Genomic DNA, 15,799 nt, shown 5'->3' on the forward strand with positions numbered 1-15,799 from the left:
AGTCATGTACGACGAACGCTTCCCCGGTCTGCGCCGCCGCGGCTTCCTCGCCGCCGGCACCACAGCCGCCGCTCTCGCCCTCACCGGCTGCGGAGGCGGCGGCACCGACGACAAGGCGGACAGCGGCAGCGGCGGAACGCCGAAGCGCGGCGGCCGGCTGCGCGCCGCCTTCGCCGGCGGCGGCGGCGGCGAGACCCTCGACCCGCACCTGGCCAACCTCTTCGCCGACGTCGCCCGCGCCAAGGCCCTCTACGACAAGCTCGCCGACTACGGCGCCGACCTCTCCGCCCAGCCCCGCCTCGCCGAGAAGTGGGAGTCGAACAAGACCCTCGACCGCTGGCAGGTCACCCTGCGCGAGGCCACCTTCCACGACGGAAAGCCGGTCACCGCCAAGGACGTCCTGCACAGCTACCGCCGCATCGCCGACCCCAAGCAGACGTTCCGCGCCAAGGCCTCCCTGGAACCCATCGACCTCGACGCCAGCCGTGCCACGGGCGAGCGCGCCATCGAGTTCGTCCTCAAGAGGCCGACCGCCGAATTCCCCAACGTCCTGGCCGCGTTCGGCGCGTACATCGTCCCCGAGCACGCCGGCGACTTCGACAGGAAGCCGATCGGCTCCGGCCCCTTCCGGTTCGTCTCCTTCGCACCCGGCCGCTCTGCCGTCTTCCGTCGCTACGAGGACCACTGGGACGGCGCCCCGCATCTCGACGAGCTCGAATTCGTCGTCGCCAACGAGGAGTCCGCGCGCGTCAACGCCCTCCTCGCCGGCCAGGTCGAGTACGCCCACGAGCTCAACCCCACCACCGCCCGCGCGCACGAGGGCCGGGGCCAGATCGAGATCGTCCGGCTGCGCAACAGCGCCATGCAGGCGTTCTGCATGAAGACCGACCGGCCGCCCTTCGACGACAAGCGGGTGCGCGAGGCGTTCTTCCTCATCGCCGACCGGAAGGAACTCGTCGACGGCGCCCTGTCCGGCGCGGGCGAGGTCGGCAACGACCTGTTCGGCAAGGGCTACGAGTACTACGCCGACGGCCTGCCGCAGCGCGAGCAGGACCTCGACCGCGCCCGCGCCCTGCTCAAGCGGGCCGGCGCCGAGAAACTGAAGGTCACCCTGGACACCTCGGCCGTCGCCGCCGGTTTCACCGAGGCCGCGAGCATCTTCCGCGACCAGGCCGCCAAGGCCGGTGTCACGATCGACGTGAAGATGGGCAGCAAGGACTCCTACTGGAGCGACATCCTCGACGGTGGCACCCTCTGCTGCTACCGCTCCGGCGCCATGCCCATCGAGGCGCACATCTCCCAGCGGCTGCTCACCGACTCCACCACCAACGCCACCAAGTGGCAGCACAAGGACTTCGACGCCCTCTACCAGCAGGCGCAGTCCACCCGCGACAAGACCGAGCGGGGCGCCGTCTACGAGCGGATGCAGCGCCGCCTGTACACCGAGGGCGGCTTCCTGATCTGGGGCTTCGCCGACTGGATCCTCGGAACGGCCCGCAACCTCAGAGGAGTCGAGACCAAGGCCCCCGCCAACACGCTCGACTGGGCCCGCTTCGACAAGGTGTGGCTCGCGTGAGCGGTCTGCGCTCCTTCGTCGCCCGGCGGCTGCTTCTCGGTGCCGTGCAGACCGTGGCCGTGGTGCTGCTGGTCTTCGCGCTCACCGAGGCGCTGCCGGGCGACGCCGCGGTGGCCCTCGCGGGCGACCAGCCCGACCCGGCGCGCATCGCGGCGATCCGTGAGGCCATGGACCTGGACCGGCCCGCGTACGAACGTCTCGCGGACTGGGCGACGGGCCTGCTGCACGGTGACTTCGGCACGTCCCTGACCTCCGGCCGCCCGGTGGCCCGGTACCTCGCCGACGGGTTCGGCCCGAGCCTGCTGCTGGCCGCGCTCACGCTGGCCCTGCTCGTCCCGCTCGGCTTCGGGCTCGGCGTGCTCGCCGCCCGCCACGAGGGGCGGCTGATCGACCGGCTGGTCAGCTCCGTGACCCTCGCCGTGTACGCGGTCCCCGAGTTCGCCCTCGGGGTACTGCTGGTGACGGTGTTCGCGCTGAAACTGGCCTGGCTGCCGCCGACCGCGGTGGGCTACGGCACCGACCTGCTCGGCCACCCGGCCGTGCTCGTCCTCCCCGTGCTGGTCCTGCTCTCCCGCCCGGTCTGCTCCCTCTCCCGCCTGGTCCGCGCCGGCATGGTCGACGCCCTCACCTCGCCCTACGCCGCCCACGCCCGCCGCTACGGCGTCCCCGGCGCCCGCGTCCGCTACGCCCACGCCCTGCCGAACGCCCTCGCCCCGGCCGCCCAGCAACTGGCCCGTACCGTCGACTGGTTGCTGTGCGGGGTCATCGTCGTGGAGGCGCTGTTCGTGATCCCCGGCCTCGGGACGGTCCTCCTCAACGCGGTCGCCGAGCGGGACGTGCCCGTGGTGCAGGGGCTGGCGGTGGTGTTCGGCGTGCTGACGGTCGTACTGAATCTGGGCGCGGACGTGGTGGCGTACCGGCTGACGCCCCGGGCGGGGGTGGCGGCGTGACAGCCACGCGCCGGTTTCTCCTCGGTCTCGCAGTCGTCGCCGTCCCGCTGCTCCTCGCCCTCCTGGGCCCCCTGTGCGCCGGTGAACCCGGCCCCCGCGCCGCCTCCTTCACCCTCGGCGACGGCCACTGGCTCGGCACCGACTTCGTGGGCCGGGACGTCTGGCGGCAGGTGCTGCACGGCGGCCGTACGGTCGTGCTGACCGCGCTCGCCGCGACGGCCCTCGCCTACCTGGTCGCGCTGCCCGTCGGACTCGTCAGCGCGGTCACCCACGCACGGCGGCTCGAGGAGCTGCTGATGCGGCCGCTCGACGTGCTGCTCGCCGTACCGTCACTGCTGCTGATCCTGCTGGTGGCGTCCGTGTTCTCGCCGGGTGCGGCAGGGATCGCGCTGCTCGTCGCGCTGGTGAACGTGCCCGACGCCGCCCGGATCGTACGGGCCGCGGCGGCCGAGGCGGCGGCCCGGCCCGCGGTGGAGGCGCTGCGCATGCAGGGCGAGTCGTGGTGGCGCGTCGCCGTCGGCTACGTGGGCCGCTCGGCCCTTCGCACCCTGGCCGCCGACGCCGGTGTCCGGCTGACCGGCGTGTTGTACCTCGTGTCGACGGCCGCGTTCCTCGGTGTGGGAGTCGCCCCGGACGCCGCCGACTGGGCGGTCATGGTCGACCGCAACCGCACGGGCCTCTTCGTCCAGCCCTGGGCCGTGGTCGTGCCCGCCCTGCTGATCGTCGCCCTCACGACGGGCACCAACCTGCTCTTCGACGCCGCGCTGGAGAAGAGCCCCAGAACGAAGGGACGGCGGCCGTGACCGAGACCGACCTGACCCCGGCGCCCGAGCCCCTCGCCGAGATCCGCGACCTGCGCGTCGAGATCGACGGCCGCGCGATCGTCGACGGAGTCCGCCTGCGCGTGCTCCCCGGACGCGTGACCGCCCTGGTCGGCGCCTCCGGCAGCGGCAAGACGACCACCGGCCTGGCACTGCTGGGGGAGTACCCGGCCGGTGCCCGGGTCACGGGAGAGGTGCACCGGCCCGGGGACGGCCCGGTCGGGTACGTGCCGCAGCACCCCGCCGCCGTCCTCAACCCGGCCCGCCGCGTCAGCGCCCTGCTCGACGACATCGCCCGTCCCCAGGTACGGCACCTGCCCCGCCGCGAACGCCGTAGCGCGGCCCGCGAACTGGTCCTGCGGGCCCTGTCCGACGCCCAGCTCCCGGACGCCGAAGGCCTGCTGCGCCGCTACCCGCACCAGCTCTCCGGCGGCCAGCAGCAACGTGTCGTCCTCGCCCAGGCGCTGCTGCTCGGCGCCCGCGTCATCGTCGCCGACGAACCCACCACCGGCCAGGACGCGCTCACCAAGAGCCGCATCGTCGACCAGCTGGCGGCGGTCGCGGCCCGCGGCATCGCGGTCGTCCTGCTCAGCCACGACCTGGGCGTCGTCCGTGCCCTCGCCGACGAGGTCCTCGTCATGCGCGCGGGACGGGTCGTGGAGTCGGGCCCCGTGGCGCGGCTGTGGGCGGCGCCCCGCCACGAGTGGACCCGACGGCTGCTCGACTCACGGCGGGCAGCACCACAGGACGGTGCGAGCGGCGACGCCCGGCAACCCGCCCTGGAAGTACGGGACCTGACCGCCGTGCACGACCGGAGGAACACCGTGCTGCGCGTCCCGCACCTCGCGCTCCACCCCGGCGAGTGCCTGGCCGTGGTCGGCCGCTCCGGCAGCGGCAAGACCACGCTGGCCCGCTGCCTCGCCGGCCTCCACCGCGACCACGTCGGCGAGATCCTGCTCGACGGCACGCCGCTCCCGCGCAGCCTGCGCCACCGCGGCCGCGACCGACTCGCCGCCGTGCAGTACGTCTTCCAGGACGCCCGCGCCGCCTTCGACGAGCACCGGCCCGTCCTGCACCAGGTGGCCCGCACGGCGGTTCGGCTGCGGGGAGCCGGCGAACGGGCGGCGACGGACGAGGCGTCGGCCACCCTGGACCGCCTCGGCCTGCCGGAGGAACTGGCCCACCGTCGCCCCGGCGAACTCTCCGGCGGCGAACTCCAGCGCGCCGCCCTCGCCCGCGCCCTCCTCGCCCACCCCCGCGTCCTGGTCTGTGACGAGATCACCTCCGGCCTCGACACCGTCACCCGCCGGGGCATCCTCGACCTGCTCGCGGCACTGGTCAGCGACCGCGAGGACCTCGCCCTCGTGCTCATCACCCACGACCTGGACGCGGCGGCACTCGCCCACCGCATCGCCGTGCTGGACGCCGGCGAGATCGTCGAACAGGGCCCGTCCCGGCGGATCCTGACCGAGCCCCGGCACCCCTTCACCGTCTCCCTCACGGAGACGATCGCCCGTCTGGACACGTATACCCGGGCATGAACCGAAGCGAGCCACCCCCGTTACGAGTTGAACCGGGGCACGGCCCTGTGATTAAGGTGCGGGCGATGTTCTGCGCAGACGCCACCCCCTTATCCCGAGTAAGACGAGGCACAGCCGCTTCGAGTCGTTTCGGGAGGGCCCGTGAGTGACACGTTGACGACGGCCCGCCCGGCGGCCGAAGAGACCCGGGTGTCTCGGGGAAGGGAGCAGAGCGCGGCCGCCCGCCCGATGAGGCAGCGGGACGCGTTCTTCGACAACGCCAAGTACCTGGCGATCGTGCTGGTGGCCATGGGACACGCCTGGGAGCCGCTGCGGCCGGGCAGCAGGGCCGTCACCGCCCTCTACATGCTCGTCTACGCGTTCCACATGCCGGCGTTCATCATTGTCGCCGGCTACTTCTCGCGCACCTTCGACGGGAGCCCGGGACGCCTCAAACGCCTGGTCACCGGTGTCGCCGTGCCGTACGTGGTGTTCGAGACGGCGTACACCCTGTTCACCCGGTGGACCAGCCAGGACCCCGACCGCCCGGTCAGCCTGCTGGACCCGCTGTATCTGACCTGGTTCCTGGCGGCGTTGTTCGTCTGGCGGCTGACGACGCCGGTCTGGCGGCATGTGCGGTGGCCGCTGCCGACGGCCCTCGTCGTCGCGATGCTGGCGACGCTCTCGCCGTCCATCGGCCACGACCTCGACCTTCAGCGCACCCTTCAGTTCCTGCCGTACTTCGTGTTCGGCCTGCTGCTGCGGCCGGAGCACTTCCGGCTGGTGCGCCGGCGCAAGTCGCGGATCCTCGCCGTGCCGGTGGGCGTCTGTGCGCTGGGCGTGGCGTACTGGGCGGTTCCGCGGATGAACTACGCCTGGTTCTTCCATGCCGACAGCGCCCAAGAACTGGCCGCCCCGTTCTGGTACGGGCCCGTGATGACGCTGGCCGCCTTCGGGTGCTCGGCCGTCCTGGTCGCCTGCTTCCTCGCCTGGGTGCCCGGGCGCCGGACGTGGTTCACCGCGCTGGGCGCGGGCACGCTGTACGGCTATCTGCTGCACGGTTTCGTCGCGCAGGCCGCCAAGCACTGGGGCTGGTACGAGCCGGCCTGGGTCCACCGGCCCGCCGGCGCGATCGCCGCCACCCTGGTCGCGGCCGTGGTCGTCACGGCGCTGTGCACGCCGCCCGTGCGGCGCGTCTTCCGCTGTGTGACGGAACCGGGGATGGCGTGGGCCTTCGGCAGAGGGAACGCGGCCCCGCCGCCGGGCGATGCCCGCGCGTGAGGCCTACTGCTGGGTGTCGGGTTCCTGCTGCACCGGAGCGTGCCCGTTCAGGGCCTGCGTCACCTGGTGCTGCGCCTCTTCGGCGACTGCGCGAGCCTCCTCCACGACGTCACCACGTTCGCGTATGAGGCTCTCGTAGATCGGCAGTTCTTCGTTCCGGGTCGAGTCGGTTTTCACTGGGTCTGTCCTATCGCTTTTCGGCCGGGTCTGGGGGGCCCGTGTAAGTCTGCGCCATGCCGTGCCGAGGTGTTACCCACCCCCGTCGTGTGCAGAATTCCGTCACGAGCTTCGCGAATTCCCCAACTTTGCGACCGTGAGGCAAGGGTCCTGGGCACGGCGAAGGGCCCCGGGAATCGTGTCCCGGGGCCCTTTACGCGGATGTCGTCAGAGCGACGTCGTGTGAACGCTCCCGCTGCCGCCGAGCGAGGCGCCCTCCGGCGACAGGGCCCCCTGGAGTTCGGCGCAGGCGCCGGCGGTCAGGGGCTCGATCAGGCCGCTGGAGAGGCTGCCCACGAGGCCCAGGGAGGCGCCGCCCGCCATGCCGCCGGAGACGTGGTCCAGGTCGGCCTCGGAGAGCTCGGCGCTGTCGACCTGAGGGGTGAGGTTCATGGGGTGTTTCCCTTCACGTGAATGTCTCGCAATGGCGGCGCGCGTGGGGGGTCGCCGGATCCAGAATCGAGATTCCGCACCGACGGCTCCGCCGTGCGCAGGATCAAAGCATTCCGGAGGAGAAAAGTTCCAACCGCCTCCAGGCGCAGCACCACGCCTTTCGGCGATCGTCTTCACCGCCATGACCACGGGCACACGAAATGGGCCTACTTCTTCACATGTCCTGTCGCCCCGTCGTACGCACAGGTATTGCGTCCCGATTCCCGAAGCGGGCACTTCGGCGTCAAGTTCCCACACTGCGACGTGGACTTGGCGCCCGGCATGCCGTCCCCCGGCATCCTTGCGAACGGTGTGCAGATTAGCTGGAGGTTCGGATTCCGCTCCGTCAGGCCGCCGCGGCCGGCTGCATCAGACGGGCCAGCAGGTCGTCCAGGGTGACCAGGCCGGTGAGCCGGCCCGAGGTGTCACGGACCACGGCCAGGGAGGAACGGCGGCGGCGCAGCACCTCGATCGCGTCGGCGACCGTGGTGTCCTCCGTCAGCTCGGGCACCGGACGGGCCAGTTCACGGGCGGTCGTGGCGCGCCCCCGGGCCCGGGCGACCAGGGCGTCACGGGCGTGGACCGAGCCGAGGACGGTGCCGTTCTCCCGGACGAGCAGTCGGGTGCGGTCGTGGTGGGCGGCCAGCCGCAGCAGCGCCTCGACGTCCGTACCGCCCTCGACCCAGGTCATCTCCGCGGCCGGGATCCGCAGCGCCGCGACGGGCGTCTCCGGCTCGGTCAGCGAGCGGGTCAGCAGCTCCGAGTCGGTCGCGCTGATCAGGCCCAGCCGCTCGGACTCCGCCACCAGGTGCGTCAGCTGCTCCCGGTTGTGCACCGAGGCCAGCTCGTCGCGCGGGGCCACCCGGCACAGCCGTACCAGCGCGTTGCTCACGGCGTTGAGCAGCCGGATCAGCGGCCGTACGGCCCGCACCACGGCCCGGAACGGCGGGGAGAGCAGCATCGCCGAACGCTCGGGGTGGGCGATCGCCCACGACTTGGGGGCCATCTCACCGACCACCATGTGCAGGAACACCACCACGACCATCGCCACGGCGAACGCCACGCCGTAGCTCACGGCACTGGGCAGGCCCAGCGTGTGCAGCAGCGGGTCGAGTTCGTGCGAGATCGCCGGCTTCGACACCGAGCCCAGGCCCAGCGTGCACACGGTGATGCCCAGCTGGGCGCCGGCCAGCATCAGCGACAGCTCCCGCATACCGGCCAGCGCCGCCCCGGAGCCGCGCCGCCCCTCGGCCGCCGCCTTCTCCATGCGGTGCCGTTTGGCGGCGACCAGCGCGAACTCGGCCGCCACGAAGAAGCCGCTGCCGATCAGCAGCAGCGCGGTCACGAAGACCGCCATCGGGAAACTCACGCCATCTCCTCGGCTTCCTCGGCTTCCTCGGCTTCCTCGGCGTCCACGAGCGGACTGATCCGTACGCGGTCGGCCACATGCCGGTCGAGCGTGCGCACGTCGATCACGGCGCGGCCGCCCTCGGGCAGCTCGACCGTGACCCGGTCGCCGACCGTCGGGAAGCGGCCGAGCCGGTCCACGACCAGGCCGGCCACGGTGTCGTAGTCGTCATCCTCCGGCAGCCGGACACCGGTGGCCTCGGCCACCTCGTCCAGCCGGCGGCCGGCGTCCACCAGCCAGCCGTCGCCGTCCGCGACGGCGAGGACGGTGACCTTGTCGGACTCGTCGGCGATGTCGCCGACCAGCTCCTCGGCGATGTCCTCGTACGTGACGATGCCCGCCACGCCGCCGTGCTCGTCGAGGACGACGGCGAACTCGTCGTCCTGCTCCCGCATCCGCGTCACCGCGTCCGGCAGCGCGAGCGTGTCCGGCAGCAGCAGCGGCCGCCGGGCCACCTCGCCGGCACGCGCGCCGGCGAGCCGGGTGGCGGGCAGCGCCATCAGCTCGCGCACGCCCAGCACGCCCACGATGTCGTCCGGGTGGTCGCCGAGGACGGGGTAGTTGGAGTGGCCGTGCTCGGCGATCAGGCCGACCGCCTCGTCGGCGCCGGCGTCCTTGCGGACGAAGACGGCGTCGGCGCGCGGCACCATCACCTCGTCGAGGGTCCGCTCGGAGAACTCCAGCGCGTGGTCCAGCAGCGCGGCGGTGTCCTTGGGCAGCGCGCCCCGCTCGTGCGACTCGCCGATCAGATGACCCAGCTCTTCCAGCGTGGCGCCGTGGTGCAGCTCCTCGACGGGCTCGATGCCGGCCTTGCGCAGCAGCTTGTTCGCAGCGCTGTCGAAGACGCGTACGACAGGGCCGACGACCTTCAGATACGCCAGCGTCGACGGGGCCAGCGCCTTCGCCAGCCGCTCCGGCACGGCGATCGCGAGGTTCTTCGGGGCCAGCTCGCCCAGCACCATCTGCACGACCGTGGCCAGGACGAAGGCCAGTGTCACGGAGACGCCGCTCACGGCCGCGTCGGGCAGGCCGAGCCCGGACAGGGCAGGCCTGAGCAGCGCGGACACCGACGGCTCGGCGATGAAGCCGACGACCAGGCCGGTGACGGTGATGCCGAGCTGCGCGCCCGACAGCATGAACGACAGCCGCTCCAGCACCAGCAGGGCGCGGGCGGCCCTGCGGTCCCCGGCTTCGGCCTCGCGCGCGAGGGTGAGCCGGTCCGCGGAGACGTAGGCGAACTCCTGGGCGACGAAATAGCCGGTGCCGGCGGTCAGCACGAACACGGCGAGCAGGCCCAGCAGGGCCTCGGCGGCACTCATCCGACACGACCCCGCCGTGTGCCGCGATCACTGATGCCGTGGCGGGATGGTCGGGGACTGTGCCCCAAAGGGTCCGTCGGTCTGGCGGACAACAAGTGGCTCCTTATGCGTGGTGTGTCTCCGGGTCAACGTTCGTCGTCGCGCCCGTGTTCCCGGATTCTACGACGGTGTAGAGAACGCCGCTCGGGGCGTGGCGGCTCAGCGACGCAGCCCACGGACCAGCCCGGCGCCGACCCCCGCGGCGGCCAGCCCGGCACCGGCCAGCGCGAGAGCCCGGGCCCTCCGGCCCGGGGGCGCGGGGCGGGCGCCCGGGGCGACGCCGTACGCGCTGCCCGGGGCGCCGGGCAGCGCGGAGGCCAGCAGTTCCGCCAGGTGCACGCCCTCGTGGCCGCCGCTGTCGAGCTCGTGGATCTGCGTACGGCAGCTGAAGCCGTCGGCCAGGGCCACGGTCGCCTCGTCCTCGGCACGCAGCCGCGGCAGCAGCCCGCGCTCCGCGCACGCCTCGCTGACGTCGAGATGCCCGCGCTCGAAGCCGAAGTTCCCGGCCAGCCCGCAGCAGCCCGCCTCCAGCCGCTCCGCGTCGACCCCGGCCCGGCGCAGCAGCTCCCGGTCGGCGTCCCAGCCGAGCACCGCGTGCTGGTGGCAGTGCACCTGCGCCACCGCTCGCGCGGACCGCTCGGGCACCTGCGGGGGCTCGTAGCCGGGGGAGCGCTCGGTGAGCAGTTCGGCGAGAGTCACCGTCTTCTCGCGCAGCCGGCGCACGTCCCGGTCGCCCGGGAACATCTCGGCCGCGTCGGAGCGGAACACGGCCGTGCAGCTCGGCTCCAGGGCGACCACGAAACCGCCCGACCGGACGTGCTCGGCGAGCCGTCGGACGGTCCGGGTCAGGACGCGTTCGGCGATGCCGAGCTGGCCGGTGGAGATCCAGGTCAGGCCGCAGCACAGCGGCTCGGTGGGCAGCTCGACCCGCCAGCCCGCGTGTTCCAGCAGTGTGACGGCGGCCCGGCCGATGTGCGGATGGAAGTGGTTGGTGAACGTGTCGGGCCACAGCAGGACCGTCCCGCGCCGCCCGTCGCCGCACGGCCGGTGCTCCCGGAACCACTGCTGGAGCGTCTGCCCGGCGAACAGCGGTACCTCGCGGTCCGCCACCCCCGCGACGGCGACGGCCGCCTTCGACAGGGGCGGGGTGTGGGTGAGCGCGTTGACGACCGGGCCGAGCCGGGTGCGTCCGACCGCCTGGGCGAGCGCCGGCAGCCAGCCCATCGACAGGTCGGAGCGCGGCCGGCGCCAAGGTCGGCCCGCGTAGTGGTGGGACAGGAACTCCGCCTTGTAGGTGGCCATGTCGACATCGGCCGGGCAGTCCTTCTTGCAGCCCTTGCACGCCAGGCACAGGTCGAGGGCGTCCTTGACCTCCTGCGAGCGCCAGCCGTCCTCGATCGCGCTGTCGCCGTGCCCGTCGAGCATCTCGAACAGCAGCCGGGCGCGTCCGCGCGTGGAGTGCTCCTCCTCCCGCGTCACCTGGTACGAGGGGCACATCACCGCGCCGCCGTCGTTGGTGAGTTGCCGGCACTTGCCGACGCCGACGCACCGGTTGGCCGCCTCGGCGAAGGAGCCGCCGTCGTGCGGGAAACGGAAGTGCGGATCGCGCCGGTCCCGCGGCGCCCAGTCGTCGCCCAGGCGCAGGTTCTCGTCCAGCCCGTACGGTGCCACGACCTTCCCGGGGTTCATCCGGTTCAGCGGGTCGAAGACGGCCTTGAGCCGCTCGAACGCCTCGACCAGCTCCTGGCCGAACATCCGCGGCAGCAGCTCGCCGCGGCTCTGTCCGTCGCCGTGCTCCCCGGAGAACGAGCCGCCGAACTCGGCGACCAGATCGGCCGCCCGCTCCATGAACCGCCGGTAGGCGGCCACCCCGTCCGCGGTGTACAGGTCGAAGGGGATCCGGGTGTGCACACAGCCCTGCCCGAAGTGGCCGTAGAGGCTGGGCCCGGTGTCGCTGAGGTAGCCGAACTCCTCGTACAGCCCTCGCAGCCGACGCAGATACTCTCCCAGCCGCTCCGGCGGTACGGCCGAGTCCTCCCAGCCCTCGAAGGTGTCCGGCCGGTGCGGCACGTGCGCGGTGGCGCCGAGGCCGGACTCCCGGACCTGCCACAGTTCCTGCTCGTGTACCGGCTCGTCGAGGAACGCCACCTCGGGGTCGTGCTCGGTCTCGTGCAGCGCGTCCAGCATCCGGTGGGCCCGGTCGTCCGCCTCCTCGACGGTGTCGGCGCCGAACTGCACCATCAGGAAGGCGCGGCCGTCGGGGAGTTCGCGGAGGGCCTTCGGGTTGAGGTGCTTGAGCTGCTGGTCGTGGATCAGCCGGGAGTCGACGCCCTCCAGCGCGATCGGCTCGTGCGGCAGGATGTCCGGCACGGCCTCGGCGGCCTTGTCGATCCGGGGGAACCCCAGCACCACCAGCGTGCGTTCCCTCACCACCGGGACGAGTTCCAGTTCCGCGCGCAGCACGGTGACGAGCGTCGACTCGCTGCCGACCAGCAGTCCCGCCACGTCGAAGCCGTGCTCCGGCAGCAGGGAGTCGAGGTTGTAGCCGGAGACGCGGCGCGGGATGCCGGGGAAACGGCGCCGGACCTCGTCGCCGTAGGTGTCGCGCAGCGCGCGCAACTGCCGGTAGACGGACGCCCGCAGGTCCCCCTGCCGCTCGATCTCGGCGTACTCCTCGTCGCTGGTCTCGCCGCACCAGAAGCGGGTGCCGTCGTAGAGCAGCACCTCCAGCCGGGCGATGTTGTCGACGACCTTGCCGTGCGCCTGGGCGGTGGCGCCGCAGGAGTTGTTGCCGATCATGCCGCCGATGGTGCAGTTGGGGTGGGTGGCGGGCTCGGGACCATAGCGCAGGCCGGTGGGTGCGAGCCGCCGGTTGAGCTCGTCCAGGACGATGCCGGGCTGCACGACACAGGTACGGCCGCCGGCGTCCACGGACTCCAGCCGGTCGCAGTACTTCGACCAGTCGATCACCACGGCGGTGTTGGCGCACTGCCCGGCCAGGCTCGTCCCACCGCCCCGCGACAGCACCGGCGCCCCGTGCTCGCGGGCCACGGCCACCGCCTCCACCGCCGCTTCGGGCGTGCGCGGCACCACGACCCCGATCGGCGTCTGCCGGAAGTTGGACGCGTCCGTCGAGTACGCGGCCCTGCTCCCCCCGTCGAACCGCACCTCACCGTCGACCCGCTCGCGCAACGCCTCAGCGAGCGCCACCGCGTCGACGGGCGAGCCGCCCACCGGGTGCCGTACGACGGGAGCGGGCAGGTCCAACGCGCCCATGGAGCCCTCCTCCTGCTCTCACAACAGCAGGCGCCGGGTACCCAGGACCGCGTTCCGGTGAACCGCGCGGCTCCGGTCCTTCCCTCAGTCCGCGCGGGACTCCTCGGCGAGGTCCGGCACCAGCGCGCACAGCGCCTCACGCTGGTCCGGGCCCATGAAGCGGGCGAGGGACTGCGTCACCGTCTCGGCGAGCGGGCCGGAGGCCTCGGTCAGGAGCCGGCGGGCCTTGTCGGTGAGGGTGACCTCGACGCCGCGCTTGTCGCCGCACACCGACCTGCGGGTGACGAGGCCGGCGTGCTGGAGGCAGGCGATCTGGTAAGTGAGGCGGGTCTTGGGGCGGCCCAGGAGCTCCGCGACGCGCGTCATGCGCAGGCCGCCCTCGGGCTGCTCCGCGAGCAGGCACAGGATCAGGAACTCGTCGTGCGAGACGTCCAGCTTCTCCTTCACGACCGCGCGCAGCCGCTGCTCCACCGCCCCCGTCGCGGCGAGCAGCAGCATCCAGGCGCGCAGCTCGGCCGGCAGCAGCCCGCTGCCCTCGGCGAACGGGCATTCGGGCAGGTCGGCGGGGTGCTCCTGAGAGTCGGCCATGCATCCCAGCCTACCCGTTGTCCAAATTTGGAACAGGGGGTTGTTCAATTTTGTACGAGCCGCTAGCGTGCAGTCATCCAAATTTGGACCAAATGAGTGGAGAAGCATCATGACCGTCGCCGTGGAAACCGGACTGTGGCAGCTCGACGCGACCGCCTCGACCGTAGGCATCCAGCACAAGACCATGTGGGGTTTGGTCACCGTGAAGGGCACGTTCGGCGCGATCGGCGGCTCGGGCGAGGTCCGGCCCGACGGGTCCGCCGTCGGCACCCTGACCTTCGACGTCGCATCCCTCGACACCAAGAGCGCCAAGCGCGACACCCACCTGAGGTCCGCCGACTTCTTCGATGCGGACCGCCACCCCGAGATCACCTTCGTGGCCCGCAGCGCCGAGCTCCGCGACGGCGACCAGGTGCACATCGTCGGTCAGCTCACCGTGCGCGGCGTCAGCAGGCCGCTGTCCCTCACCGCCCGCCTGAAGGACGGGGATGCAAGGGGACTCACGCTGGAGACGGAGTTCAGCGTGGACCGCGACCAGTTCGGGATGGGCTGGAACCAGCTGGGCATGATCCGCGGCCGGGCCACGGTCACCGCGACCCTCCGCTTCACCCGGGCCACGGCCTGACGCCGCCGTCAGCCCGTCCGGCGCACCGCCTGCTGCACATCCGCGCTCGACAGGGTCTGCGGCGACGCCGTGAACGCGCGCAGGCGGACCCGGGCACCCGGCCGGGGCAGGGTGAACCGGCCCGAGGGCGGCCGGAGTTCATAGCGGGCGGTGGCGTGCGCGGGCAGGGTGCGCGGGCCCCGGACGGCCCGCCAGTACGGATCCATGCCCTGGCCCATGGTCAGCGTGAAGTGCGGGGCGAGGGCTGTGTCGTCCGTGTTGGTGACCTGGAGGGTGAGGCGGGAGACGGCCGCCGCGGTGAGGTGGCGGGCCGCGACGACTCGCATGCGCAGGGGCGGCGTGCCCGTCGCGGCCACGGCGGCACCACCCAGCGCGGGCGTGAGCAGCAGCGCCGTCAGGGCGATCCGGGCCGGGCGCCGCCGCGGCCCGGACAGCAGCCGCGCACGGGGCTGCCACGCCCCGGCGAACGCCGACGCGGGAGCGGTGACGGCCGCAGCCAGCCACAGCGGCGTCATCAGCAGGTAGTAGCCGTCCTGCGAGCGGGTCGCCAGATAGAAGGCGCACCAGGGCAGGACGGTCGCGGCCGGCCCCAGGCGCCGTACGAAGAGCACGAACAGCACGAGCAGGCCGGCGAGCAGCAGCAGGCTCGCGGAGGAGTACCAGTCGAGCCGGTCGCTGCCGTTGGTCAGGTACAGCGAGATGTCGACCACACCCTGCCCGTGCAGCACCGCGCCCTGCGTCAACGGCAGGGCGATCCCCGTCAGCCAGGGGCCCGGCTCGCTGACGACGAAGTAGGTGTTGACCAGCAGCCACACGGTCGCCGCAGCCCCGGCGACCCGCAGCACCACCAGTGCCGCGGCCCGGCCGCCCAGCTCGCCGCGCCGCACGGCGTAGATCCCGGCCAGCAGGAACGGCGCCAGGAACCAGGGGAGTTGCTGCGCCGCGCACGCCGCCCCCAGACACGCGGCCCGCGCCAGCCCCGCCGCCCCGAGCCGCCCGCCCGCCCCGATACGCGGCCAGCGCACCACCACCGGCACCATCAGGGCCAGGGCCACGATCGCCGGGTAGCCGAGCCGCCCGTACGACGGCAGCATCCCGAAGCCCAGGCACACCATGGTCGCCGCCGACCGCCACGGCGCAGGCAGCATCCGCCACAGCACGACCGTGCCGGCGACCAGCGCGCCCGTGCTCACCGCCGTCGCCGGGGCACCGCCGTGGCCCAGCCACAGCAGCGGCACGGCCAGCAGCGGGGCCAGTGGCGGATAGCCGTAGGTGAGGTCGTAGCCGCCGGTCACTGTCGGCGTGAGGGCCACGCCGTGGCCGAAGAGCCAGGGCCACGGCTGCCCGTACACCGGGTGCCCCGCGGCCACTTCCCGTGCCGCCTGGGTGGTGAGCAGCGCCTCGTCGGAGCCGTGGTGCAGCACGGTCCACGCGCACAGGGCGAGCGTCACGCCGGTCACCAGCACGCACAGGTCCACCCGGGCCAGCGACCGCTCCCGGCGGACGACCAGGGCCAGCACCCCGCACGCCAGGATCGAGGCGTAGCACGCCGAGATCACCACGGCCACGGCCGGCCGGTGACCGGCCGCCGTCGCCCACACGGCACGGGTGCCGATCAGCAGGCTGATGTCGGCGAGCAGGGTCAGGACGCGGTGCCACTGGGCCGGGGGCGGCGGCCCGGCCGCCGCCGACTGCGTGCGCGGGCCGGGCACCACCAGTGTGGTTTCTGCCGAGTACACGCCGCAGGA

General features: G+C 72.8%; 13 protein-coding genes. 6 read left to right on the forward strand and 7 right to left on the reverse strand.

All coding sequences use genetic code 11. The features are described from left to right. Window positions 1–4 precede the first annotated feature (4 nt). The 5 genes from ACZ6TU_RS31050 (at window position 5) to ACZ6TU_RS31070 (ending at window position 6,148) form a co-directional block, all read left to right on the forward strand. Complete coding sequence (locus ACZ6TU_RS31050) at window positions 5–1,576, forward strand: ABC transporter substrate-binding protein (RefSeq protein WP_469552304.1); 1,572 nt, start codon at window positions 5–7, stop codon at window positions 1,574–1,576. Continuing rightward, the gene (locus ACZ6TU_RS31055; protein ID WP_467681650.1) at window positions 1,573–2,526 is read left to right on the forward strand and encodes an ABC transporter permease; all 954 of its coding nucleotides are present in this window, start codon (window positions 1,573–1,575) and stop codon (window positions 2,524–2,526) included. Before ACZ6TU_RS31050 ends, ACZ6TU_RS31055 begins: the two co-directional genes overlap by 4 nt. Next, the gene (locus ACZ6TU_RS31060; protein WP_467681652.1) at window positions 2,523–3,329 is read left to right on the forward strand and encodes an ABC transporter permease; all 807 of its coding nucleotides are present in this window, start codon (window positions 2,523–2,525) and stop codon (window positions 3,327–3,329) included. The genes ACZ6TU_RS31055 and ACZ6TU_RS31060 overlap by 4 nt, the downstream gene beginning before the upstream one ends. Next, a complete protein-coding gene (locus tag ACZ6TU_RS31065) occupies window positions 3,326–4,888 on the forward strand; it encodes an ABC transporter ATP-binding protein (RefSeq protein WP_469552306.1) in 1,563 nt (520 codons plus the stop codon). Before ACZ6TU_RS31060 ends, ACZ6TU_RS31065 begins: the two co-directional genes overlap by 4 nt. A 141-nt stretch (window positions 4,889–5,029) precedes the next feature. Further along, a complete protein-coding gene (locus tag ACZ6TU_RS31070) occupies window positions 5,030–6,148 on the forward strand; it encodes an acyltransferase family protein (RefSeq protein ID WP_469552308.1) in 1,119 nt (372 codons plus the stop codon). A 3-nt stretch (window positions 6,149–6,151) separates the two neighbouring features. Here ACZ6TU_RS31070 and ACZ6TU_RS31075 read toward each other — a convergent pair whose 3' ends face one another. The 6 genes from ACZ6TU_RS31075 to ACZ6TU_RS31100 form a co-directional block, all read right to left on the reverse strand. After that, a complete protein-coding gene (locus ACZ6TU_RS31075) occupies window positions 6,152–6,325 on the reverse strand; it encodes a hypothetical protein (protein WP_467681656.1) in 174 nt (57 codons plus the stop codon). Window positions 6,326–6,532: 207 nt separating this feature from the next. Then, window positions 6,533–6,757, reverse strand: a complete 225-nt coding sequence (locus ACZ6TU_RS31080) for a hypothetical protein (protein ID WP_467681658.1) — start codon at window positions 6,755–6,757, stop codon at window positions 6,533–6,535. 385 nt (window positions 6,758–7,142) lie between these two features. Next, window positions 7,143–8,165 (reverse strand): hemolysin family protein, encoded by a 1,023-nt coding sequence (locus ACZ6TU_RS31085; protein WP_467681660.1) that lies wholly within the window; start codon window positions 8,163–8,165, stop codon window positions 7,143–7,145. Continuing rightward, window positions 8,162–9,523 carry a hemolysin family protein gene (locus ACZ6TU_RS31090; RefSeq protein WP_469552310.1) on the reverse strand — a complete coding sequence of 454 codons (1,362 nt, stop codon included), beginning with the start codon at window positions 9,521–9,523 and terminating at the stop codon, window positions 8,162–8,164. The genes ACZ6TU_RS31085 and ACZ6TU_RS31090 overlap by 4 nt, the downstream gene beginning before the upstream one ends. Window positions 9,524–9,721: 198 nt before the next feature. After that, window positions 9,722–12,838 carry an FAD-binding and (Fe-S)-binding domain-containing protein gene (locus ACZ6TU_RS31095; RefSeq protein ID WP_469552311.1) on the reverse strand — a complete coding sequence of 1,039 codons (3,117 nt, stop codon included), beginning with the start codon at window positions 12,836–12,838 and terminating at the stop codon, window positions 9,722–9,724. Between the two features lie 84 nt (window positions 12,839–12,922). Next, the gene (locus ACZ6TU_RS31100) at window positions 12,923–13,426 is read right to left on the reverse strand and encodes a MarR family winged helix-turn-helix transcriptional regulator (RefSeq protein WP_467681666.1); all 504 of its coding nucleotides are present in this window, start codon (window positions 13,424–13,426) and stop codon (window positions 12,923–12,925) included. Window positions 13,427–13,535: 109 nt separating this feature from the next. Between ACZ6TU_RS31100 and ACZ6TU_RS31105 the strand changes: the two genes are divergently transcribed. Then, entirely contained in the window at window positions 13,536–14,051 is a 516-nt protein-coding gene (locus ACZ6TU_RS31105) for a YceI family protein (RefSeq protein ID WP_469552313.1), read from the forward strand. An 8-nt stretch (window positions 14,052–14,059) separates the two neighbouring features. Here ACZ6TU_RS31105 and ACZ6TU_RS31110 read toward each other — a convergent pair whose 3' ends face one another. Next, complete coding sequence (locus tag ACZ6TU_RS31110; RefSeq protein WP_469552453.1) at window positions 14,060–15,766, reverse strand: hypothetical protein; 1,707 nt, start codon at window positions 15,764–15,766, stop codon at window positions 14,060–14,062. Between the last annotated feature and the right edge of the window lie 33 nt (window positions 15,767–15,799).

The sequence above is a fragment of the Streptomyces sp. NPDC052064 genome (genome assembly GCF_055585925.1).

Coding starts and splice junctions, on each gene's coding strand:
- ACZ6TU_RS31050 (WP_469552304.1), top strand. CDS start 5: ATGTACGACGAACGCTTCCCCGGTCTGCGCCGCCGCGGCTTCCTCGCC.
- ACZ6TU_RS31080 (WP_467681658.1), bottom strand. CDS start 6,757: ATGAACCTCACCCCTCAGGTCGACAGCGCCGAGCTCTCCGAGGCCGAC.
- ACZ6TU_RS31090 (WP_469552310.1), bottom strand. CDS start 9,523: ATGAGTGCCGCCGAGGCCCTGCTGGGCCTGCTCGCCGTGTTCGTGCTG.
- ACZ6TU_RS31095 (WP_469552311.1), bottom strand. CDS start 12,838: ATGGGCGCGTTGGACCTGCCCGCTCCCGTCGTACGGCACCCGGTGGGC.
- ACZ6TU_RS31100 (WP_467681666.1), bottom strand. CDS start 13,426: ATGGCCGACTCTCAGGAGCACCCCGCCGACCTGCCCGAATGCCCGTTC.
- ACZ6TU_RS31105 (WP_469552313.1), top strand. CDS start 13,536: ATGACCGTCGCCGTGGAAACCGGACTGTGGCAGCTCGACGCGACCGCC.